The 21,267-nt window shown below is 75.1% G+C and carries 19 protein-coding genes; 8 read left to right on the forward strand and 11 right to left on the reverse strand.

The window, feature by feature from the left end:
* The first annotated feature begins 75 nt into the window (after nt 1-75).
* Genes EDF32_RS14000 through EDF32_RS14010 form a run of 3 tightly spaced genes read left to right on the forward strand, consistent with a single transcriptional unit; the run spans nt 76 to nt 2,245 of the window.
* Nucleotides 76-819, forward strand: coding sequence for a glycosyltransferase family 2 protein (locus EDF32_RS14000; protein ID WP_370450000.1), 744 nt, complete (start codon nt 76-78; stop codon nt 817-819).
* On the forward strand, nt 816-1,517 hold the full coding sequence (locus EDF32_RS14005) for a DUF2064 domain-containing protein (RefSeq protein WP_123309179.1): 702 nt from the start codon (nt 816-818) through the stop codon (nt 1,515-1,517). Before EDF32_RS14000 ends, EDF32_RS14005 begins: the two co-directional genes overlap by 4 nt.
* Complete coding sequence (locus tag EDF32_RS14010; RefSeq protein WP_233565938.1) at nt 1,514-2,245, forward strand: bifunctional 2-polyprenyl-6-hydroxyphenol methylase/3-demethylubiquinol 3-O-methyltransferase UbiG; 732 nt, start codon at nt 1,514-1,516, stop codon at nt 2,243-2,245. Before EDF32_RS14005 ends, EDF32_RS14010 begins: the two co-directional genes overlap by 4 nt.
* Nucleotides 2,246-2,263: 18 nt before the next feature.
* Here the strand turns inward: EDF32_RS14010 and EDF32_RS14015 are convergent, their stop codons facing one another.
* The 5 genes from EDF32_RS14015 to EDF32_RS14035 form a co-directional block, all read right to left on the reverse strand.
* The gene (locus EDF32_RS14015; RefSeq protein WP_123309180.1) at nt 2,264-3,256 is read right to left on the reverse strand and encodes a TIGR03557 family F420-dependent LLM class oxidoreductase; all 993 of its coding nucleotides are present in this window, start codon (nt 3,254-3,256) and stop codon (nt 2,264-2,266) included.
* A 66-nt stretch (nt 3,257-3,322) separates the two neighbouring features.
* Entirely contained in the window at nt 3,323-3,805 is a 483-nt protein-coding gene (locus tag EDF32_RS14020) for a hypothetical protein (RefSeq protein ID WP_123309181.1), read from the reverse strand.
* Nucleotides 3,802-5,145 carry a molybdopterin-dependent oxidoreductase gene (locus tag EDF32_RS14025; protein WP_123309182.1) on the reverse strand — a complete coding sequence of 448 codons (1,344 nt, stop codon included), beginning with the start codon at nt 5,143-5,145 and terminating at the stop codon, nt 3,802-3,804. The genes EDF32_RS14020 and EDF32_RS14025 overlap by 4 nt, the downstream gene beginning before the upstream one ends.
* 101 nt (nt 5,146-5,246) lie before the next feature.
* On the reverse strand, nt 5,247-6,677 hold the full coding sequence (locus tag EDF32_RS14030) for a hypothetical protein (RefSeq protein WP_123309183.1): 1,431 nt from the start codon (nt 6,675-6,677) through the stop codon (nt 5,247-5,249).
* The gene (locus EDF32_RS14035) at nt 6,674-7,105 is read right to left on the reverse strand and encodes a nucleoside deaminase (protein ID WP_123309257.1); all 432 of its coding nucleotides are present in this window, start codon (nt 7,103-7,105) and stop codon (nt 6,674-6,676) included. The genes EDF32_RS14030 and EDF32_RS14035 overlap by 4 nt, the downstream gene beginning before the upstream one ends.
* A gap of 220 nt (nt 7,106-7,325) precedes the next feature.
* On the opposite strand from EDF32_RS14035, the gene upp reads away from it, so the two are divergent.
* The 4 genes from upp to EDF32_RS14055 all read left to right on the forward strand — a co-directional run bounded on the left by upp (nt 7,326) and on the right by EDF32_RS14055 (nt 10,583).
* Nucleotides 7,326-7,961 carry a uracil phosphoribosyltransferase gene (gene upp, locus EDF32_RS14040; RefSeq protein WP_123309184.1) on the forward strand — a complete coding sequence of 212 codons (636 nt, stop codon included), beginning with the start codon at nt 7,326-7,328 and terminating at the stop codon, nt 7,959-7,961.
* Between the two features lie 237 nt (nt 7,962-8,198).
* Nucleotides 8,199-8,684, forward strand: a complete 486-nt coding sequence (locus EDF32_RS14045; RefSeq protein WP_123309185.1) for a winged helix-turn-helix domain-containing protein — start codon at nt 8,199-8,201, stop codon at nt 8,682-8,684.
* Nucleotides 8,685-8,808: 124 nt separating this feature from the next.
* On the forward strand, nt 8,809-9,489 hold the full coding sequence (locus EDF32_RS14050) for an SDR family oxidoreductase (RefSeq protein WP_123309186.1): 681 nt from the start codon (nt 8,809-8,811) through the stop codon (nt 9,487-9,489).
* Entirely contained in the window at nt 9,486-10,583 is a 1,098-nt protein-coding gene (locus EDF32_RS14055) for a glutathione S-transferase family protein (protein ID WP_123309187.1), read from the forward strand. Before EDF32_RS14050 ends, EDF32_RS14055 begins: the two co-directional genes overlap by 4 nt.
* A gap of 31 nt (nt 10,584-10,614) precedes the next feature.
* On the opposite strand, the gene EDF32_RS14060 is transcribed toward EDF32_RS14055, so the two are convergent.
* Complete coding sequence (locus EDF32_RS14060; protein ID WP_123309188.1) at nt 10,615-15,432, reverse strand: sigma-70 family RNA polymerase sigma factor; 4,818 nt, start codon at nt 15,430-15,432, stop codon at nt 10,615-10,617.
* 248 nt (nt 15,433-15,680) lie between these two features.
* Between EDF32_RS14060 and EDF32_RS14065 the strand changes: the two genes are divergently transcribed.
* Complete coding sequence (locus tag EDF32_RS14065) at nt 15,681-16,448, forward strand: hypothetical protein (protein WP_123309189.1); 768 nt, start codon at nt 15,681-15,683, stop codon at nt 16,446-16,448.
* A 158-nt stretch (nt 16,449-16,606) separates the two neighbouring features.
* Here the strand turns inward: EDF32_RS14065 and EDF32_RS14070 are convergent, their stop codons facing one another.
* From EDF32_RS14070 to dnaK, 5 genes are all read right to left on the reverse strand, one after another.
* On the reverse strand, nt 16,607-16,915 hold the full coding sequence (locus EDF32_RS14070; protein WP_123309190.1) for a DUF1540 domain-containing protein: 309 nt from the start codon (nt 16,913-16,915) through the stop codon (nt 16,607-16,609).
* Nucleotides 16,916-17,048: 133 nt separating this feature from the next.
* A complete protein-coding gene (locus EDF32_RS14075; protein WP_123309191.1) occupies nt 17,049-17,471 on the reverse strand; it encodes a heat shock protein transcriptional repressor HspR in 423 nt (140 codons plus the stop codon).
* Nucleotides 17,472-17,513: 42 nt separating this feature from the next.
* Nucleotides 17,514-18,530 carry a DnaJ C-terminal domain-containing protein gene (locus tag EDF32_RS14080; RefSeq protein WP_123309192.1) on the reverse strand — a complete coding sequence of 339 codons (1,017 nt, stop codon included), beginning with the start codon at nt 18,528-18,530 and terminating at the stop codon, nt 17,514-17,516.
* A 140-nt stretch (nt 18,531-18,670) separates the two neighbouring features.
* Nucleotides 18,671-19,345: a nucleotide exchange factor GrpE gene (gene grpE / locus EDF32_RS14085; protein ID WP_123309193.1), complete on the reverse strand. Its 675-nt coding sequence runs from the start codon at nt 19,343-19,345 to the stop codon at nt 18,671-18,673.
* Nucleotides 19,342-21,216 carry a molecular chaperone DnaK gene (gene dnaK, locus EDF32_RS14090; protein WP_123309194.1) on the reverse strand — a complete coding sequence of 625 codons (1,875 nt, stop codon included), beginning with the start codon at nt 21,214-21,216 and terminating at the stop codon, nt 19,342-19,344. Before dnaK ends, grpE begins: the two co-directional genes overlap by 4 nt.
* Between the last annotated feature and the right edge of the window lie 51 nt (nt 21,217-21,267).

Raw genomic sequence — 21,267 nt, forward strand, 5'->3', positions numbered from 1 at the left:
CCGTCAGCGAACCGTCAGCGCCCGACGTGCGGGAACGTCGGGCGAGGGCGCCCGGCGCCTCGTACCGTCGGGAGGGTGACGAACGACGCTGCACCCCTCCCCCCGCCGCTCGCCGAGCGCCGGTCCACCGCCGCCGCCGCCGAGCCGCACCGGCCCCGCCTGCCCCCGCCCGCCGCGGTGGACGTCGTCCTGCCCTGCCTCGACGAGGCCGAGGGGCTCGCCTGGCTCCTGCCGCGCATGCCCGCCGGCACGCGCGCCGTCGTCGTGGACAACGGCTCGACGGACGGCTCCGCCGACGTCGCCCGCGCGCACGGGGCAACGGTCGTGCGGGCCGAGCGCAAGGGTTTCGGCGCCGCGGCCCACGCCGGGCTCGAGGCCGCGACGGCCGACGTCGTCGCCTTCATGGACGCCGACGCGAGCCTCGACCCCGCCGACCTGCCCCTCGTGCTGGACCCGGTCCTGGCGGGCGACGCCGAGCTCGTGCTCGGCCGCCGGGACGCCCGCCGCGGCGCCTGGCCGTGGCACCTGCGCTTCGCCAACCACGAGCTCGCCCGCCGCACGCGGCGGCGCACCGGGGTCCCGCTGCACGACCTCGGCCCCATGCGCGCCGCCCGCCGCGACGCGCTGCTCGGCCTGGACCTGCGCGACCGCCGCTCCGGGTACCCGCTCGAGATGGTCGTCGCCGCCGCCGACGCCGGCTGGCGGGTCGCGGAGGTCGACGTCCCCTACGTCCAGCGCAAGGGACGCTCGAAGGTGACGGGCACGCCGCTCGGCGCGTGGCGCGCCGTGAGCGACATGTCGAAGGTGCTGGCCCGATGAGCGCGCCCGAGCTCGAGCCCGCGCGCACGATCGTCGTCCTCGCGAAGGAGCCGCTGCCCGGCCGCGCAAAGACCCGCCTGCAGGCGCAGTTCTCCCCGGAGCAGGCGGCCGCCCTCGCGCGCGCCGCGCTCGAGGACACGCTCGCCGCGGTCGCCGCGGTGCCCGACGTCGACCGGGTCCTCGTGCTCGACGGCGTCCCGGGCGACTGGGTGCCCGAGGGGTTCACCGTGGTCCCGCAGATCGAGGGCGGCCTGGACCGCCGCCTCGCCGGCGCGTTCTCCCGCGTGGCGGAGGGCCACGAGGGCCCGATCCTCCTGGTCGGGATGGACACCCCGCAGCTCGGCTCGCCCGCCTCGGGCGTCGACCTCGCCGCGGTGGACTTCCGGCGCGCGGACGCGGTGATCGGGATGGCCGAGGACGGCGGGTTCTGGGCGATCGGCCTGCCCCGCGGCAGCCACGAGTTCTACGAGAGCGTGTTCGCGGGCGTGCCGATGTCGCTCGAGACGACCGGCGCGGTCCAGCTCTCGCGCCTGCAGGACTTCGCTCTGCGCGTCCGGTCGCTGCCCGTCCTGCGGGACGTCGACCTGCCCGACGACGCCCGCGCCGTCGCGCGGGCCGCGCCCGGCTCTCGGTTCGCGGCGGCGTGGGCGGACGCGACGGGCGAAGCGCTCCCCGCGGCCGTCGGGGACGACCGGTGACCGCGGCCGACGACGTCGCCGACCGGGCCGGCGACCTCGAGACCGATCCGTCCCCCGCCCAGGCGCACGCCGGGGGGCCGACGTCGCCGCCCGCCCGCCGCGTGCACCCGATCTCCCTGTACGAGGAGGCCCTCACGGGCGCGCCGGTCCTCGCCGTCGGCGCCGCGGAGGCCCGCCCGCTCGACGTCTCGACGTGGTCCGCGCCGCCGAGCGCGGTCGACGAGATGATCCTCGCCCGCTGCGAGGGGCCGGTGCTCGACATCGGCTGCGGCCCGGGGCGGCTCGCCGCCGCGCTGGGCCGGCGGGGTGTGCCGTGCCTGGGCATCGACGTCTCCCCGCGGGCCGTGCACGAGGCCCGCTCGCGCGGGGCGATGGCGCTGCGCCGCGCCGTCGAGCGCCCGCTGCCCGGCGAGGGACGGTGGGGCACCGCGCTGCTCGCGGACGGGAACGTCGGCATCGGCGGCGACCCGGCCGCGCTGCTCGCGCGGTGCCGCGAGCTGGTGGTACCGGGCGGCCTGGTCGTCGTCGAGGCGGACCCGGAGCCGGACGTGGACGAGGTGAGCCCCGTCGTCCTGCGCGCCGCGGACGGCCGCGAGAGCCACCCGATGCCCTGGGCCCGGGTCGGGGTGACGGCGCTCGCGCGGCTCGCCCGCGGCGTCGGCCTGGAGCCCGAGGAGGAGTGGATCCTCGGCGGGCGCACGATCATGGCGCTGCGCCGGCCGCGGTAGCGCCGCGCCGAACAGCGCTCAGTCGCCCGACGGCGCCGCCGCGCGCAGGCGCTCGAGGAGCGGGCCGGCGGCCTCGTCGAGGAAGCGCTGCTGCCCCTCGTCGCCGACCTGCACGAGCGCGATGTCGGTGAACCCGGCCTCCCAGTAGGCGGAGACCGCCTCGACGATCGCGTCGAGATCCGGCCCGCAGGGAATCTGCTCGGCCACGTCCTCGGGCCGCACGTACGCGCTGGCGGCGTCGAACGCCTCCGTCGTCGGCAGATCGGCGTTCACGCGCCAGCCGCCGCCGAACCAGCGGAACTGCTCGTGCGCGCGGGCGACGGCCGCGTCACGGTCCCGGTCCCAGCACACCGGGATCTGCCCGACCTTGCGCGAGGCGGGGAGCTCGGCCGCGTCGCGGACGGCGTCCCAGCGCTCCACGATGCCCTCCTCCGGCTGGACCGCCACGAGGTGGTCGGCGAGCGGGGCGAACCGCTCGATGGACTGCGCGCCCGAGACCGCCACGCCGATCTCCACCGGGACGGCCGGCAGGTCCCACAGGCGGGCGGAGTCGACACGGAAGTGCGTGCCCTCGTACGTCAGGCGCTCGCCCGCGAACAGCTCGCGCAGGATCTCGAGAGCTTCCTCGAGCATGTCGTGCCGCTCCCCGACCGCGGGCCACCGCTCGCCGACGACGTGCTCGTTGAGGTTCTCGCCGGCGCCGAGCCCGAGGGTGAACCTGCCGTCGCTGAGCAGGCCGAGCGTCGCGGCCTTCTGCGCGACGACGGCGGGGTGGTAGCGCACGGACGGGCAGGTCACGTAGGTCATCAGGCCCACGCGCTCGGTCGCGTGCGCGACGGCGCCGAGCACGGACCACGCGTACGGGGCGTGCCCCTGGCTGTCGAGCCACGGGAAGTAGTGGTCGCTGGAGACCTCGAAGTCGAAGCCCACGCGCTCCGCCGCCACGGCGTAGTCGACGAGCGCCTTGGGGCCGGACTGCTCGGTCATGAGGGTGTACCCGAATCTGGTCATGGATCCATGGTCGCGACGCCCACCGCCACTCGCACGCCGGTGCGCCGGTCCCGCCTCGGTCCCGCCTCAGTCCCGCAGAGCGCTCCGGCGCCGCGCCGCGACGGCCCACCACGCCCCCAGCAGCACGCCCACGACGAGGACCCCGAGCGCGACCGCGAGCGCCGCGAGCGGGTCCTGCGGGACCACCGAGGCGTTGCGCCGGTGCGCGGACCCGGCGAGGAGCGCGACCGCGAAGATCGCCAGCACGCCGAGCGCGAGCATCCCGCCGCGCAGCGCGGGCCGCCACGGGGCCGGCACCCGCGGCAGGACGAGGGCGCCGACGACGATCGCGACGGGCGCGAGCACCGCGTCGTGCAGCACGATCCCTCCGGCGAGCCACACGAGGGCGCTCGGCCACTGGCTCGACGGGACGCGCGTCACCGCGACGTACGCACCCCAGGCGATCATCGCCACGCCGCCCAGCGCGAGCAGCGCGCGCCCGACGGCGACGCCCCGGCTCCCCGAGCGCGGCACGGTGTCGTAGCGGCCGGAGCGGCCGGGGGCGCTCACGCCTGCACCACCGACATCCGCGCGACCCACTTGGTCTGCAGCACGCCCGGGCGGTTCGGGGCGATGATCCGCGCGGGGAAGCCGTGGTCGACGTCGAGGTCCTCGCCCTCGAGGCGCAGGGCGAGGAGGGTGTCGCCGTGGGCGACGTGCTCGGCGGGCAGCACCGACCGGCCGTACGAGCCCACCTCCTGCAGGCTGACGACGCTGAGGTCGCGCGCCGTCGCCGGGCCGGACGCCCCACCGCCGGACGACGCGTCGTCGGTCACCAGCGCCACGAGGTCGCGCACCCGCACCCCCTGCCAGCGCGCCGAGGCGCTCCACCCCTCGACGCACGCGATCGGCAGCACCGCCTCGTGCTGCGGCATGGCCAGCAGGTCGTCGCGCGACAGGCTCCGCGTGCCCGCCGGGCCCTCGAGCTCGAGCCGCCAGGCGGGGTCGACGGCGGTCTCGGTCACGTGCGCCTCGGCGGCGGTCTTGTTGATCGGCAGCCCCTGCGGACCGACGCGCGGGTCGCGGGGCGAGAGCACGGACACCGCTGCCAGCGGGCGCACCGTCTGGCCCACGGTCAGCGCGGTCAGCCCGACGACGGTCACCGCGACCGCGGCGAGGAACCCCCGCCGCGTGGCCGCGGCCTCGGGGTCGCGGCCGGCGGGGACGGGAGCGAGGTCGCCGTCGGGCACCGAGTGGAGGGTGCCGTCCGTGATGCGGCCGGGCGACAGCGGGGCGCCGTCGGCGATCTCGCCGTCGACGACGCGCGCGCGCAGCGCCGTGACGATGATCGGCAGCTTCACTCCCACGTGCAGCAGCAGGGAGCCGACGACGACCCACGCGGTCGCGTAGTGCACGCCCACGAACCCGAACTGCCAGGGGTACCACTGGAAGGTGTTGAAGAGCCCGGTGAGCAGCTGGAACATCGACGCCGCGACGAGCAGCGCGATCGAGGCGCGCTCGAGCGCGTGCACGACGCCGCGCACGGGCGGGCGCTCGAACAGCGCCGGGTAGACCGTGTAGAGCTTCGCGACCAGCAGCGGGATGCACGCGATGCCGGTGGCGACGTGGACGCCCTGGGTCAGCCGGTAGCCCCACACCGGCGTGGTCAGCACGGGCAGCCACGGCAGCGGGTTCTGCAGGAAGTGCGAGACCAGCCCGGTGACGAACACGAGCAGGAAGGCGATGCCGAGGAACAGCCCGACGCGCGCGGTCACGCGCGGGTCGTGCACGGCCGAGCGGAACTCCTCGGGCGCCGGCGGCCGCAGCCGGGCGAGGGCACCCGGGCGCGACGTCGCGGCGGCGCCCGCGGGCCCGTCCGCGTCCTCGGCCCTGCCACCCGTCCGGCTCATCCTTCGATCCTAGGAAGGTCCGGGCGTCTGGGCCGTGCGGGGCCGCTGACGATCGGCTGACGGACGCGGCGCGCCTGCGGGCACGGCCGGCCGGACGGAGGTCACCAGCTCGTGTGCACGCGCGTCTCCACGAGGAGCGCGACCGCGGCCTGGGCGACGAGCCACCACCGCAGCGCCCCGCTCCAGCCGACCCGGCCGGGCTCGCGCCCCGGCGCCCGCACGGCGAGCGCCGCCGCGGCCGGCGCCACCCAGCACGCGACCGGCAGCCAGATGCGCTCCACCTCGCCCTTCTCGAACCCGCCGAGGGCCCCGAGCGCGGCGGTCGCGAGCGCGAGCCCGGCGAGCCACCGCGTCGCGGGGTCGAGCCGGCGGACGCGGGTCAGTCCGCCGACGCCGGCGGGGCCCACCAGCACGCCCAGGAGCACCGCGTCGGCGACGAGGAAGTACCCGTACGGCCGCGCGTCGGCGATGCCGCGCGTGAACGCCTCGTGCGTGGCCGCCAGCCCGTCCCACACCCAGTACCCGGCCACGCCCCAGGCGACGACGCTCGCGAGGACGACGGCACCGGCGAGCAGCGTGGGGCGCCAGCGCCGCGAGACCAGCGGGACGGCGAGCACCACGACCGCCATGTGCGCCAGCCCCCAGGACAGGAACGGCGCCTCGCCGAGGACCAGGCCCGCCGCCACGGCGAGCGACCAGCGGGCGGCGGGGGACGTCGTCGTGCTCGCGAGGGCGAGCAGCGCGACGCCCCAGGCGAGGACGCCCGCGTAGAAGGCGTCGGCCGACGTCGCCACCCACAGCGCCGCGGGGGCCAGCACGACGGCGGGCAGGGCGAGCCGTGCGGTCCGCTCCCCCGCGCCGGCGGCGCCGGCCGTGTCTGCCCTGCCGGCCGCGCCGGCCGTGTCTGCCCTGCCGCCGAGCGCGCGCAGCGTGGTCGCGACGGCGACCACCGTGCTGGTCCCCGCGAGGATCACCAGGGCCGCCTCCCAGCCGGCGCCACCGAGGCCGAGGCGGTCCATCCCGGCGAGCAGGAGGGTGAACGCCGGCGGGTGCCCGCGCACGTGGACCGGGTAGGCGACCGGGTCGGACTGCAGGGTGGCCAGGAACCCGCCGGGGTCGGCGGCGGCCCCCGGGACGGCCGCCAGGTAGTCCTGCCGGTGCTCGAGCGGGTGCGTCAGGTCCCCCCAGCGGGCCGACGCGCCGAGCGCCACCGTCCACACGAGGGCGGTCGCCCAGGCGACGAGCAGCAGCGGCCGCCAGGCGAGGCGCGCCGCGAGGCGGGGGCCGAACGTCACCACCAGGGCCGCGACGCCTGCCGCGACGAACGTGCCGGGACCGACGTCGACCTGCAGCCTGCCCGTGAACGGCGCGGCGTCACCGGAGAGCATGATCTCGCCGTCGCGCGCGAGCCGGCCGCCCCACCACCACAGCAGCGGGACCGCCGCCGCCCACGCGAGCGCGGCGAGCACGGGCCAGGGGCGCGGCGCGCGGGTCCCGGGCGCCGGGGCGCCCGTCGTCGTCGGGCGCGTCACCGCTGCGTCTCGAAGAACTCGCGGAGCAGCGCGCCGCACTCGGCCTCGCGCACGCCCCCGACGACCTCCGGCCGGTGGGTGCTGCGCCGGTCGCGGACGACGTCCCACACCGACCCCGTCGCGCCGGCCTTGGGGTCCCACGCGCCCAGCACCACGCGGGCGACGCGGGCGAGCGCGATCGCCCCGGCGCACATCACGCAGGGCTCGAGCGTCACGACGAGGGTGCAGCCCTCCAGCCGCCAGCCGCCCAGCGTCGCCGCGGCCTGGCGGACGGCGAGGACCTCGGCGTGGGCGGTCGGGTCCTGCGCCTCCTCGCGGCGGTTGCGCCCGACGCCGAGCAACGTCCCCCGGGGCGAGACGACGAGGGCGCCGACGGGGACGTCGTCGGACGCCAGCGCGTGCGTCGCCTCGTGCAGCGCCATGCCCATGAGCGCGTCGTAGACCTGCGCCCGCTGGGCGGCGTGCACGGGCGGGAAGGTGTCGTCCGCCCAGGGCAGCGCGAGCCCGGGGGCCTGCCCCGGCTCGGAGGCCTGCCGGGCACCGTCGTCGTCCACCCCCCCAGGTTGTCAGACTCCGGCCCCGCCAGGGCGGGGCGGGAGTCTGACAGGTCGCTGACGGGCCGGGCCCGAGCACCGGTAGCCTGGGCGCATGCGCGTCCACGCCGTCGACCACCCCCTGGTCGCCCACAAGCTGACCATCCTGCGCGACGAGCGGACGCCGTCCCCGACGTTCCGGCTGCTCGTCGACGAGCTCGTCACCCTGCTCGCCTACGAGGCGACCCGCGAGGTGCGCACCGAGCCGCGGGAGATCACGACGCCGATCGGCCCCACCACGGGGCAGAAGATCGCCGAGCCGCGCCCGCTCGTCGTGCCGATCCTGCGCGCCGGCCTCGGCATGCTCGACGGCCTGACCCGCCTGCTCCCGACGGCCGAGGTCGGGTTCCTCGGCATGCAGCGCGACGAGACGACGCTCGAGGCCGTCACCTACGCGAACCGGCTCCCGGAGGACCTGTCCGGGCGGCACTGCTTCCTCGTCGACCCGATGCTCGCCACGGGCGGCACGCTCGTCGCGGCGATCGACTACCTGTTCGAGCGCGGCGCGCGCCACGTGACGTGCGTGTGCATCCTCGCGGCCCCCGAGGGCATCGAGGTCGTCAACCAGGCCGTCGGCGAGCGCGTCGACGTCGAGCTCGTGGTCGCCGCGATCGACGAGCGCCTCGACGAGAACGCGTACATCGTGCCGGGCCTCGGTGACGCGGGCGACCGCCTGTACGGCGTCGTCTGACCCCTCCGTCTCACCATCCGGGAAGTTCCCGGTCCGCCCCTTGGCGCGCACCGCGCCGTGATGGCATCCTCGTCCTGTGACCACGCTGCCGCGCACCTCTGACGCCGTTCCCGGCGCCGTGCTCGGCATGCCCGTGTGCATGTGTTGTCAGGCCTGAAGCCCCCGCCCTGACGACCCAGCCGACCCCGTCGGCGCCGCTGAGCCCTCGCTCGCGGTCGATGCACCCCGGAGCCACCCATGTCGACGCTCGCCCCCCGCCGCCCCTCGCACTCCCGCCCCCGCGCCGCCCATCCCGCCCGCCCGGTCGCGCCGCGCCCGGCGCCCACGCCCACGCCCACGCCCACGCCCACGCCCACGCAGCAGCGGGCCGCCGACGCCGCCTTCCTCGAGCTCCTCGCGCGCCTGTCGCCGGTGCCCCGCCTCGAGCTCGACGCGCAACGCCGGACGGTGTACGTCGACGGCACCGCGCACGCCCTGACCTCCCGCGAGTCGCACCTGCTCGCCCACCTCGTCGAGCACCGCGAGCGGGCCGTGCCGCGGGCCGAGCTGCTCGCCACGGTGTGGCGGGACGAGGACCTCGGCGCCGGGACGCGCACGATCGACGTCCACGTGCGCCGCATCCGCGAGAAGCTCGGGGTCGCCGCGATCCGCACGGCGCGCGGCGTCGGCTACGGGATCGACCCGCTGCTCGACGTGGCGGTGCGCGAGCCCCTCGCCTCCTGAGCCGGCGCCTCCTGAGCCGGCCGGTCCTGAGCCGGCCTCCCGGGCGGGGGGCGGCCCGGTGGCCCGCGTCACGCCCGGCGCCTCCGTCGAGCGGACGGCGCCGTCACCGGGTTACGTTCGGCTCATGAGAGTTGTCGTCGCCGGGAGCCACGGGAAGATCGGTCGGCTCCTCGTCCAGGCGCTGATCGAGCGGGGCGACTCGGTCGTCGGGCTCGTCCGCTCGGCCTCGCAGATCCTCGACCTGACGGACCTGGGCGCCGAGGTCGCGCTCATCGACCTGGAGCAGGACGACGACGTCACGGTGAGCTTCGCGCTGCAGCGCGCCGACGCCGTGGTCTTCGCCGCGGGAGCCGGGCCCGGCAGCGGCGCGGAGCGCAAGGACACCGTCGACCGGGCGGGCGCCGTCCTGCTGGCCGACGCCGCCGAGCGCGCCGGCGTCCGGCGCTACGTGCTCGTCTCGTCGATGGGCGTCGACGAGGTGCGCGCGGACAACGTCCCCGAGGACACAGATCCCGTGCTCCTCGCCTACCTGCGCGCGAAGGCCGCCGCCGAGTCCGACCTCCTGCCCCGCCCGCTCGACCTGACGATCGTGCGGCCGGGCCACCTGACGGACGACCTCGGCACGGGCCGGGTCTCCCTCGGCGCCGACGTGGGTCGCGGCGAGGTGACACGCACGGACGTGGCTGCCGTGCTCGCCGAGATCCTGCACGAGCCCCGCACCGCCGGCCTGACCCTCGGCCTGACCGGCGGGCACGCGCGGATCGACGACGCGGTCTACCAGTCGATCCCCGAGGACGAGCGATGAGCGACCAGCCCGCCACCGGCGCGGGCACCAACCCCGTACCCAAGGGCTGGAAGCGCAGCGGCCCCCGCTTCACCGACCGGATCGCGTCGTCGAGCACCTCGGCGCCCGGCGAGGGCCCGGACGACGAGGGCCGCTGGCCCGTCGAGCCCGGGCGCTACCGCCTCGTGGCGAGCCTCGCGTGCCCGTGGGCGCACCGCTCGATCATCGACCGGCGTCTCCTCGGGCTCGAGGACGCGATCTCCCTCGGGATCGTCGACCCGATCCAGGACCACCGCAGCTGGCGGTTCACGCTCGACCCGGACGGCGTCGACCCCGTGCTGGGCTCGCACTTCCTCGCCGAGCACTACCTCGCCCGCGACCCGGAGGACGACGGCGGCGTCAGCGTCCCGGCCCTCGTCGACGTCCCCTCCCGCGCGCTGGTGACGAACGACTACCCGCAGATCACGCTCGACCTGTCGACCGAGTGGACCGAGCACCACCGCGACGGCGCCCCCGACCTGTACCCGCAGGCGTGGCGCGACGAGATCGACGACGTCGCCCAGAAGGTCTTCACCGACGTGAACAACGGCGTCTACCGGGCAGGCTTCGCCGACGGCCAGCTCGCGTACGACGCCGCCTACGGGAACCTGTTCGAGCGCCTCGACTGGCTCACGGACCGCCTCGAGGACCGGCGCTACCTCGTGGGCGACCACATCACCGAGGCCGACGTGCGGCTGTTCACGACCCTCGTCCGGTTCGACGCCGTCTACCACGGCCACTTCAAGTGCAACCGCAACAAGATCACCGAGGACCGGGTGCTGTGGGCCTACGCCCGCGACCTGTTCCAGACACCGGGGTTCGGCGACACCGTGAACTTCCACCACATCAAGCACCACTACTACCGGGTGCACAGCCAGCTGAACCCGAGCGGCATCGTCCCCGACGGCCCTGACGAGTCCCGTTGGCAGACTCCGCACGGGCGCGAGGCGCTCGGCGGATCACCCTTCGGGGACGGCACGCCGCCCGTCGCCGCGACGGACCTCGCGTCCTCTCACCTCGCACCCCTGGCCCAGCCGGTGGACGGCGAGCCGACGGCGGCCGCCCCGCCCGACTGAGCGGCCCGGGGGGTCTGGGGGCCGGAGCGGCTCAGCCGATCCAGCCCCGCAGCCAGTCGCGCAGGTCGGCCGTCGGGTCGTGGCGCGAGCCCCGGTCGTCGCCCGAAGGGGTCGGGGTCGGCGTCGCGGTGGGCTTGTCGTCCGGCTTCGGCGCCGGCTTCGCGTCCGGGGCGGCCGACGGCGTCTCGGCCGACTTCGCGGGCGGCGTCGCGGTGTCCGAGCCCGCCTTGTCCGACGAGCCGCCCTTGCCCGACGAGCCGCTGCCGCCGGAGGGCGAGTCCTTGCCGGACGGAGTCGGCGTCCCGGCGGAACCGCCCGTGCCGGAGGACGCGTCCTTGCCCGCGCCCTGGTCCGGCCCGTCCGAGCCGGAGGCCTTGTCCCCGGAAGCCTCATCTCCGGGAGCCTTGTCTCCGGGAGTCTTGTCGGCAGACCCCTTGTCCCCCGGATCCTTGTCGTCGGAGCTCTTGGCGCCCGTGGGCGCGTCGCCCGCGGCCTTGTCCGGAGCGGGCGACGGGGAGCCCGTCGTGGGTGCCGGGTCGGCGCTCGACGGCGGGGCGTCGGTCGCGGGCGCGGAGCGCTGCGCGTCGAGCGCGCCGCCCGCCGCACCGGTGCACGCCTCGGCGCGGGTCCACGGCGAGAACTTCCAGCCCTGGAGCGCCCGCCAGAGGTCGCTGGGGCTACCGACGCCGTAGGTCTTCCAGCGCGAGACGTAGTTCGCGCCGTCGTCGGAGACGGCCGCGCCCGACGGATAGGTCAGCACCGTGCGCCAGGTCGACGCCTTCCACTCCGGCAGGCAGCGCGCGGTGAAGGGCGCCGCCTCGACGGTCTGCGACCAGTCGCCGGCGGTCACGGTGAAGCTGCGGCCCGTCGTCGGGACCCGCACGTCGACGGTCGCGCTCTCGGCCGCCGCGACCGTCCTGCGCACGGGCTGGTCGAGACCGGGGCCGGTGACCTCGTAGGTGATCGCGACGCCCGGTGCGCTCTTGTTGCCCAGCGTGACGGCACCGGCCATCACCGACCGGCTCGTGTCGGCGTCGAAGGACGAGGTCCCCGGCGTGAACGCGGCGGCGGGCACGGGCGTGCAGTCCCACGCCCCGACGACGACCTTGAGGTCGAGACCGCCGCCACCGAAGCCCGTGCGGTTGAGGCGGAAGGAGACGCTCCTCGAGTCGCTCTTCACCAGGTCCGTCGGGATGGTGAACGTCCCGGTGGAGGGACGCCCCTGCGCGTCCGCCGCGGGGTAGAGGCGCGCCGCGGTGCCGGACTGCACGTACGAGGCGCCGGGCAGAGCCATGAACATGCGGGTGTCCATCCCCAGGTCGGAGACGTTCCTCAGGGATCCGACGTAGGCGATCCGGCCGTCGACGCACTGCGGGACGACCATCGGCTGGTTCGGGCCGTCCGCGGACTCGACGCGCCAGTCGCACCGCTGGACCATGTCCCGCGTGATCGTCGTCGACGTCACGTCGCCGTGCGCGTCGATCTCGATGGACTCGGCGGTCAGGCCGATCGGGATCGTCAGCCTCGCGGAGCCTCCCGCCTCGACCGTGACCGGGTCGAGCTTCTTGTTCGTGAAGCTGAACGTGGTCGGGAACGTCGACCGGGTGTTGTCGAGGACGAGCGTGACGGCCGCCTTCCGGGAGTCCGGCACCCAGGTGCACTGCCCTTCCTCGAGCGAGACCTTCGGCTCGATCGCTGCCTTGACCACGTCCGAGGTCGTGATGGTGTGCTGGCCGCCGCGGTCCTCGTCGGCGTGGCCGGTGTTCTCGACCCAGCGGTAGGAGAAGGCAGGCTGACCCTCGTAGCTCTTCTGCTCGGTGTCGTAGTCGAACCGGCGTCCCTCGCCCGCCGGGACCACGACCGGGTCCTCGCCGGACCCCGTCATCGCGACCTCGAGGTCCGCGCGCGTCTTGTTGACGAACGTCCCGTCGAGGCCGACGGTCCCGTCCGCCTCGTCGGTCGCGTCGACGACGGGCGCCTCGACCTGCGGGGTGAAAGCGTCGCACCGCGGGAAGGCGCCGGCGTCGTACGTGCGCTCGACGGTCCGGGTGACGGGGTCGGACGACGGGCCGGCCTCCAGGGTGGTGCTCAGGGCGACGCGCGCGTCGCCGGCGTCGTACCCGAGACCGTCGTCCACCGTGACGGTCCGTGCGGCACCGGCCGGTACCACCGCCGTGCCGTCGGTGCTGAGGCCCGTGCCGCTCAGCGTCACGCGCACGTCGGTCGGGATGTCGTTGGTCGCGTCGAGGACGACGAGCGCCTCCGCCGTCGCGACGGTCGTCGCGTCGGCGCTGCAGACCGGCTCGACGGTCGCGCCCGCCAGGCCGCTCCACGGCTCGTCGACGTCCAGCGCGGCCGACGCGGCCGCCTCGAGCGGCTTCTCGCCCCGGTCCGCCGCCGTCGCGCGCACCGCAGCCTGCTCCGTCCCGCCGTCCAGCGCGCCGTCGGTGAAGACCTGCAGCGGCAGCGCCGTGTCCTTGCCGGCCGGCAGGTCGGTGCGCGCCGCGTCGGGGAGGCAGGTGACGTCGGTGGTGCCCGAGCACTGCCAGCCGGCAGGCGCGGCCGCGTACGTCACGCCGTCGGGCAGCGAGACCTCGACCTGCAGGTCCTGGGCACCGAGGTCACCCGTGTTGGACACCGTGACCGGGAGCGTGGCCGTGCCCGGGTTCGCGACGTCCTGGACGTCCCCGGCCCGGGTCCGCAGCTCCGCCCCGTAGTAGGCGACCGACGTCGGGTCGAACTGGCGCGCGACCTCCGGGAGGTCCGCGCCGGACGCCTTCGCCCCGAACGCGTATGTGCCGCCCGACTGGGCCCGCACCGGCACGCTGACGCGCTTCGACTCTCCCGGGGCGAGCGTGCCGACCGTGCACTGCACGGTGCGCTCGACGCCGATGTCGCTCGAGTCGGGCCGGCCGCAGCTGATCTGCTCCGCGCTCAGCACCCGCGGGACGGAGGCGCCGCGCGCGACCATCGTGGCACCGTCCGGGGACTCCACCCCGGGGGGCAGGACGACGGCGACCGTGACGTCGTCGGCGCTGGTCCCGCCGACGTTGGAGGCGCTGACGACCAGCGGCTCGGTCTTGCGGGCGGCGAGCTGGAGCGTGCCGTCGATGCTCAGGGTGATCTGTGCGGGCGCGGGGGCCGGCGGCGTGTCGGTCCCGGGGTCCGGCGGCGTGTCGGTCCCAGGGTCCGTCTCCGGTTCCGTCCCGCCGCCCGTCCCGGGGTCCGTGTCGGGCGCCGGGTCGGCGCCGTCGGGGACCGTGCCGGAGGTGTCGGGGGCGGGGAGCGGCTGCGCGTCCGACGGCGGCAGGGCGGCCGTGCCTCCCGGGTCGGTGAACGGGGTGTCCGCCAGGGGCGCGGCGTCGGCCAGGGGCTGCTCGCTCGGGAGCGGCTGCGCCGGCAGCGGGTCGGCCGGGATGTTGCCGGGAGACATCGGGTCGAGCGCGTCCGGCAGGTCGCCGTCCCCTGCGGGCCCGTCCGGGCTCACCGCGTCGGGGGCGTTACCGTCGGGCAGCGCCGCGGGGCCCTCGGACGACGTCGCGACCGGCACGCCGGTGCCGGTGAACGTGGTGACGGCGATGCCGATGCCGGCGACCGCGACGGCGCCCAGCGCGACGGCGGCGACCGCCATCGGGGCGGAGCCGACGAGGGAGGCGATCCCCGTCGCACCGGCGGCGGCACCCGCCCCGCCGAGCGCGGCCAGACCGGCCACTCCGGTCGCGGCGAAGGTCCCGCCCGCGACGGCCCCGGCGCCGAGCCCCGCGCCCGCCGCCGCAGCGCCGGCCCCGGCCACGGCTGCACCGCTCGCGGCAGCTCCACCCGCGGCGGCGCCGCCGACAGCGGCTGCCGAGCCTCCGGCGGCACCGGCGGCGCCGGCCGCAGCGCCGGCAGCGGCGCCCGTCCCGGCCGCGCCTGCACCCGCCCCGGCCACGCCCGCACCGGTGCCCGCGGCGCCGGCGGCGCCGCCCGCCGCTCCGACGACACCCGAGCCGCCCGACAGCCCGCCCGCGAGCACCGCGCCGGCGATCGAGCCACCGACCGGCAGCGGCACGCCCATGAGGCCGATCGCGCCGAGACCGAGCACCAGGGGCCCGACGACGCCGCGCATGCCCTGGGACACGTCGCCCAGCTCCAGCACGAGCGCGCCGCACTCGCCGCAGCTCTCGAGGTGCGCCTCGACGACGACCGTCTCGCGGCGGGCGAGGCCTCCCCGGACGTAGGAGCCGAGCAGCGCGTTGGTCCGGCGGCAGTCGTCGGAGACCGTGCTCGACAGGTGCTGCTGCAGGTAGGCCTGGCGCAGGCCCTCCCGCGCGCGGTACGCGAGCGCCGAGACACCGTTGGCGGTGAGGCCGAGCATGGGGGCGATCTGCGCCGGCGCCATGTTCTCGACCTCGGCGTACCAGAGGACGGCGCGCCACCGCTCGGGCAGGCCCTCGAAGGCCCGCGCCACCGTGGAGCGCTCGAAACCCGCGAGCGTCGGCTCCTCGGTCGAGGCCATCGGCCCGAACGCGTCCTCGAACATCGACATGTCGTCCGTCGGCGCCGCTCGGCGCGAGCCCTTCGCGACGTCGTACGCCTGACGCCGGACGACGGTGAAGAGGTAGGCGCGGAAGGCGACGTCCGGTCCCTTGCCACTGCGCAGGATCGTCATCACCTTCGCGAAGGCGTCGGCGACGACGTCCTCGGCGTCGGCCGGGCGGGAGACGTACTGCCGCGCGACGGTCAGCGCGGCGGCGGCGTGGCGGGCGTAGAGCTCACCGAAGGCCTCGGAGCTCCCGGTCCGGGCACAGCTGATGAGCTCGGCGTCGCTGGACGCCGACTCAGGCTGGTTCGCCTCGACCTTGCTCATACGCTCCGCCCCCGACACCCACGGAAACGGTGCACGTCCGTGTCGATTCTGCTGGGCTGAATAGTAGCCACCGGCACCGACATGCGACCAGAGAATCCACGGTTCTCACGTCACGATCGGATACCGACACTCCAGCATGCTCCGGTCCCGTGGCAGGATGGCTCGGTCTGAGCCACTTGTCCGATTACTTCACCCGGCGGAACGGAGGAACGCGCGTCAGGATCACGGGTTCGACGCGTCTCTTCACCATGGACCTCCGTACCGGGCACCGTACGGCGGACGCCGCGAGCGTTCGCGCGCGCTGGCGCGCCCATTCGCTGGGATCCATCTGGCTGCGCCCGGGCGACTGGTACCACCCTGCCGTCGAGGCGATCACCGAGGCCCTGACCGAGGGCCGCAGCACGGTCCCGGCGGCCGAACGTCTGGGCGAGGCCCGCGGCGAGGCGGGCGTCGGCATCGGCGAGGCGATCGACGACCTCGTGTGCCTCTACCGCGCGGTCGGCACCGACCCCGACGTGCCGACGCTGCGCGCCCTGTCGACCGGGTGGACGGCCGGTGCGGAGGCCCAACCGGTGGCTCCGGCGGTCCTGGACCCGACGTCCGGGCTGGTGACCCCGCAGTACCTCGACGTGCGGCTCGCCGAGACCTACGCGGAGGGCGAGCGCTCGGGGCTGCGCGCGGACCGGACGCACTGCCTCGTGATGCTCGACATCGCCGTCGAGCACGTCACGCGCGAGATGCTGGTCGTACGGGAGGCCGCGGTCGGCCACATCCTCACGGAGGCGTTCGGGGCCGGGCGCCCGGTCGCGGCCCTGGGCCGCGGGACCTACGCGGCGCTCTCGGAGCGCGGCGACGTCGCCGCGGACCGCGTCGCCGCCGTCCGGCGCCTCATCGACTCCGCGGGCCCGGGGCTCGGGATGGGCGTGGCGATGCGCCGGCCGCCGCGCGTGTGGATCGAGTCGCTCCCCCGCGACCACCGCGGGGTCTCGCGGCTGCTGCGCCAGCTCCGCCGCTGAGCCGCCCGCCCGCACCACCCGCCCGCACTCGCACCCGCCTCCGCACCCGCCGAGAAGTCGAAATATGCCCCTGATCCGGTCGGATCAGGGGCATATTTCGACTTCTCGGCGGAGTGCCTTCCGGGCGTCGAGCATCAGGCGCCAGGCGGTCGCGAACGTCAGGCGGTCGCGAACGTCAGACAGTCCGCGTGGTCCGCCGCCGTCGCACCGGCGCCGACGCGGATCGACGGCGCGCCGCACTCGAGGTGGTCGTTGTGCACGCACTCCCCGCGCTGGCAGGCGCCGACGTGGGCGACGACCTTGTCGAGGCCGCCCTTCGCAGAGAGCGGGATGAACGTGGCGCACGAGGCGTCGCCCGTCCCTCCCGCGATCGTCACGGCGCCGGCGTGACAGCCGTGCTCGTGGTTGTACCCGCAGCCGTCGATGGAGCACTCGGAGACCTGAGGCAGGTCGGTCAGGGCGGTCATGGTTCCTCCTGGGCGTCGGTCGATTTCTCGAGAATACGACCGTGAATGCCTTTCCGTATAGCCAGGAAAGCCTTACCCAACACCGATTTTCGGCCACCAATTATGCAACACGACTATTGCGTAAACTGCCGCGTCAGTCCCGGGGCGGTACCGGCGGGCGCCACAGCACCAGGGACGACGCCGTCGTCTCGCGCCGCACCCGGCGCCCGCGCGGGACCATGACCACGTCGCCGCCCGCGCCGGCCGTGAACACGCGCCCACCGGTCTCGACGCGCGAGTACAGGGCTTCGAGCCGCCCGCTGAGGTGCTCCACCTGCCGCTCGAGCTCGAGGATCCGCTTGATGCCGGCGAGGTTGATGCCCTCCTCCTGGCTGAGCCGCTGGATGTGCAGCAGCCGCGCGACGTCGCGGCGCGAGTACCGGCGCCCGCGGCCCCGCGCGCGGCGCGGCGCAACGAGGCCGAGCCGGTCGTACTGGCGCAGCGTCTGCGGGTGCATGCCGGCCAGCAGCGCGGCCTCCGAGATCACGAAGACCGGTGCGTCGTCGTCGGTCACCATCGCCGTCCCCTCTCGTTCCCGCCCGGTCGTGCCCGCCGGTGGTTACCGGGCCGCGTCCCGCACGAACTCCTCGCGGACGTCCTTGTCGGCCGTCGCCTCGGCGAAGGCCTCGACGGCCTTCTTGGCCTCGCGCGAGAGCTTCTGCGGGACCGCCACCTGGACCGTCACCAGGAGGTCGCCCGTATGCTTCGGCGTCGCGATGCCGCGGCCCTTGACGCGCAGCACCTTGCCCGACGTCGTCCCGGACGGGATCTTCACCCGGACGGAACCGCCGTCGAACATCGGCACGTGGACCGTGGCGCCGAGGGCCGCCTCGGCGAAGCTCACCGGCAGGTCGACCCGCAGGTTCGGCCCGTCGGCGCGGAACACCGGGTGCGGCGTCACGCGCACGGTGACCTCGAGGTCCCCGGGCGGGCCGCCGGCGAGACCCGGGCCGCCCTTGCCGCGCAGGCGGATCTTCTGGCCGTCGTGCACGCCGGGCGGGAACTTCGCGTTGACCGTGCGCCCGTTGACGCTGAGCGAGACGGTCGAGCCCTCGACCGCCTGCCGGAACGGCAGCGTGGTCGTGGCCCGGACGTCCTGGCCGCGCTGGGCGGGGTTCGGGCGGAACCCGGTGGGGCCGGCGCCGCGCGCGCCGCCGCCGCCGCCGCCGCCGAACATCCCTCCGAGGATGTCCTCGAAGCCGCCCGCGCCGCCGGGGGCGCCCGTCGTGTAGCGGGCGCGCTGCCCGCCGCCGGCGCCGCCGCCGAACATCGAGCCGAACAGGTCCTCGAACCCGCCCGCGCCCGCGCCGCCGGGGCCGCTCGCGAACCGCGGCCCGCCGCCCGCCATCTGGCGGATGGCGTCGTACTGCTGGCGCTGCTCGGCGTCGGAGAGGACGGAGTACGCCTCGCCGATCGACTTGAACTTCTCCTCCGCGGCGGCGTTCCCGGGGTTGTGGTCCGGGTGCCACTGGCGGGCGAGCTTGCGGTAGGCCTTCTTGATCGCGGCGGCGTCGGCGTCCTTGGGGACGCCGAGCGCGGCGTAGAAGTCCTTCTCGATCCAGTCCTGACCCGTCACAGCGCCTCCCTCCTGTCGTTGGTCTGTGGTGCCCCGCCGCGCCGAGCACGGGGTTCGCGCCGGATCAGCGGGGCTGATCCGGCGGCGACCCCGTGCTCGGCGGGCGGGTAACGCGTGGTCGTGCGAGCTCTCCGGTCCGGCTACTCCGGGCCGACGACGCCGACGCGCGCCGCGCGCACGACCTTGTCGCCGATCCGGTAGCCGGGCTCCACGACGAGCTCGACGGTCGACGACGTCGCCTCGGCGTCCGTGCGGTGCATGAGCGCCTCGTGGACGTTCGGGTCGAACTCCTCGCCGACCTCCCCGAACCGCTCGATGCCGAACTTCGCGAGCGCGCCCTCGAGCTTCTCGCTGATCGCCACGAAGGGTCCGGTGAGCTCGCCGTGCGTGCGTGCCCGCTCGATGTCGTCGAGCACGGGCAGCAGCGCCGTGAGCACGTCCTGCGTGCCGCGGGTGCGCGCCGTCTCGTTGTCGCGCACGGCACGGTTGCGGTAGTTGGTGAAGCTCGCGCGCTCGCGCTGGAGCGCGTCGAGGTGCTGGGCGGCCTCCGCCTTCGCCGCGATCACCGCGGCGTCCTCGGCGGCCGCACCCTCCGGCTCGAAGTCGAGCGCCTCGAGAGGATCGCCCGGCTCCCCCGCGGCGGGGGCGTCGTCGGCCCCCGCCGCCGGGGCACCCTCGCCCGAGGCGGGCCCGCTCTCGCGGGCCTGCCCGGACTCGGGGTCGACCTTGCGCTTGTCCGTGAAGTGGAACGGGGCGTCCGAGGAGTCCTCGGGACCCTGCTCCCCCTCGCGGGGCGTGCTGTCGTCCGCCGTCACTTGCGGTCGTCCTCGTCGTCGACGATCTCAGCGTCCACCACGTCCTCGTCGTTCGTGGACGACGACGGGGCGTCGCCGGCGGGCGCGTCACCGGCCGGAGCCTCGGCCGAGGCGGCCTGCTCCTGCGCATAGAGCGCCTCGCCGATCTTCTGCGCCGAGGCGAGCAGCTTCTCGTGCGCCGACTTCACGGCCTCGTCGTCCTCGCCCTCGAGCGCGGACTTGACCCCGGCGACGTCGGCCTGGACCTCGGTGACGACCTCGTCGGAGAGCTTCTCCTTGTTGTCGTTGATGAGCTTCTCGGTCGAGTAGGCGAACGACTCGGCCTGGTTGCGGGTCTCGGCCGCCTCGCGGCGGGCCTTGTCCTCGGCCGCGTGCTCCTCGGCCTCCTTGACCATCCGGTCGATGTCCTCCTTGGGGAGGGCCGAGCCGCCGGTGATCGTCATCGACTGCTCCTGGCCCGTGCCGCGGTCCTTCGCGGAGACGTGCACGATGCCGTTGGCGTCGATGTCGAAGGTGACCTCGATCTGCGGCAGGCCGCGCGGCGCCGGCGCGATGCCGGTGAGCTCGAACGTGCCGAGCGGCTTGTTGTCGCGGGCGAACTCGCGCTCGCCCTGGAAGACCTGGATCAGCACGGACGGCTGGTTGTCCTCGGCCGTCGAGAAGACCTCGCTGCGCTTGGTCGGGATGGCGGTGTTGCGCTCGATGAGCTTGGTCATCACGCCGCCCTTGGTCTCGATGCCGAGGGAGAGCGGGGTGACGTCGATGAGCAGGACGTCCTTGCGGTCGCCGGAGATGACGCCGGCCTGCAGGGCGGCGCCGACGGCGACGACCTCGTCCGGGTTGACGCCCTTGTTGGGCTCCTTGCCGCCGGTGAGCTCCTTGACGACGTCGGACACGACCGGCATGCGGGTCGAGCCGCCGACGAGGACGACGTGGTCGATGTCGCCGACCGAGATGCCCGCGTCACGGATGACGGCGTGGAACGGCGCCTTGGTCCGGTCGATCAGGTCCTGCGTCATCTGCTGGAACTGCGCGCGGGTCAGCTTCTCGTCCAGGTGGACGGGGCCGTTCTCGCTCATCGACAGGTACTGCATCGAGATGTTGGTGCTCGTCGCGGACGAGAGCTCCTTCTTGGCCTGCTCGGCGGCCTCGCGCAGACGCTGCAGCGCGATCTTGTCCTTCGAGAGGTCGACGCCCGAGGAGTTCTTCACCTGCTTGATGAGGTGCTCGACGATGCGCTGGTCCCAGTCGTCGCCGCCGAGGCGGTTGTCGCCGGAGGTGGCGCGGACCTGGATGGTCGAGAAGTCGTCCTCGTCCTTGCCCACCTCGAGCAGGGACACGTCGAACGTGCCGCCGCCGAGGTCGAAGACGAGGATGAGCTCGTCCTCCTTGCCGCGCTCGAGCCCGTAGGCCAGGGCGGCCGCCGTCGGCTCGTTGACGATGCGGGTCACGTTGAGGCCGGCGATCTGCCCGGCATCCTTCGTGGCCTGGCGCTCGGCGTCGTTGAAGTACGCCGGGACGGTGATGACGGCGTCCGTGACGGGCTCACCGAGGTACTCCTCGGCGTCGCGCTTCAGCTTGCCGAGGATGCGCGCGGAGATCTCCTGCGCCGAGTACTTCTTGTCGTCGATCTCGACGTCCCAGTCCGTGCCCATGTGGCGCTTGACCGAGGAGATGGTGCGGTCGACGTTCGTGACCGCCTGACGCTTGGCGACCTCGCCGACGAGGACCTCGCCGGTCTTGGAGAACGCGACGACCGACGGGGTCGTCCGCGCGCCCTCGGCGTTCGCGATGACGGTGGGCTCGCCACCCTCGAGGGTCGAGACCACCGAGTTGGTGGTCCCCAGGTCGATGCCGACTGCTCGTGCCATGTTCGTATCCTCCGTCGTTCGGGTGCAGTGCCCTGGTCCGGGAGCTCGTGG

This window comes from Cellulomonas sp. PhB143 (genome assembly GCF_003752595.1).
Lineage (GTDB): Bacteria > Actinomycetota > Actinomycetes > Actinomycetales > Cellulomonadaceae > Paraoerskovia.

Excerpts from the sequence above, each read along its gene's own strand:
- EDF32_RS14005 (WP_123309179.1), top strand. The coding sequence starts at position 816 with ATGAGCGCGCCCGAGCTCGAGCCCGCGCGCACGATCGTCGTCCTCGCG.
- EDF32_RS14015 (WP_123309180.1), bottom strand. The coding sequence starts at position 3,256 with ATGACCAGATTCGGGTACACCCTCATGACCGAGCAGTCCGGCCCCAAG.
- EDF32_RS14025 (WP_123309182.1), bottom strand. The coding sequence starts at position 5,145 with ATGAGCCGGACGGGTGGCAGGGCCGAGGACGCGGACGGGCCCGCGGGC.
- EDF32_RS14035 (WP_123309257.1), bottom strand. The coding sequence starts at position 7,105 with ATGGGCATGGCGCTGCACGAGGCGACGCACGCGCTGGCGTCCGACGAC.
- upp (WP_123309184.1), top strand. The coding sequence starts at position 7,326 with ATGCGCGTCCACGCCGTCGACCACCCCCTGGTCGCCCACAAGCTGACC.
- EDF32_RS14045 (WP_123309185.1), top strand. The coding sequence starts at position 8,199 with ATGTCGACGCTCGCCCCCCGCCGCCCCTCGCACTCCCGCCCCCGCGCC.
- EDF32_RS14050 (WP_123309186.1), top strand. The coding sequence starts at position 8,809 with ATGAGAGTTGTCGTCGCCGGGAGCCACGGGAAGATCGGTCGGCTCCTC.
- EDF32_RS14055 (WP_123309187.1), top strand. The coding sequence starts at position 9,486 with ATGAGCGACCAGCCCGCCACCGGCGCGGGCACCAACCCCGTACCCAAG.
- EDF32_RS14060 (WP_123309188.1), bottom strand. The coding sequence starts at position 15,432 with ATGAGCAAGGTCGAGGCGAACCAGCCTGAGTCGGCGTCCAGCGACGCC.
- EDF32_RS14065 (WP_123309189.1), top strand. The coding sequence starts at position 15,681 with ATGGACCTCCGTACCGGGCACCGTACGGCGGACGCCGCGAGCGTTCGC.
- EDF32_RS14070 (WP_123309190.1), bottom strand. The coding sequence starts at position 16,915 with ATGACCGCCCTGACCGACCTGCCTCAGGTCTCCGAGTGCTCCATCGAC.
- EDF32_RS14075 (WP_123309191.1), bottom strand. The coding sequence starts at position 17,471 with ATGGTGACCGACGACGACGCACCGGTCTTCGTGATCTCGGAGGCCGCG.
- dnaK (WP_123309194.1), bottom strand. The coding sequence starts at position 21,216 with ATGGCACGAGCAGTCGGCATCGACCTGGGGACCACCAACTCGGTGGTC.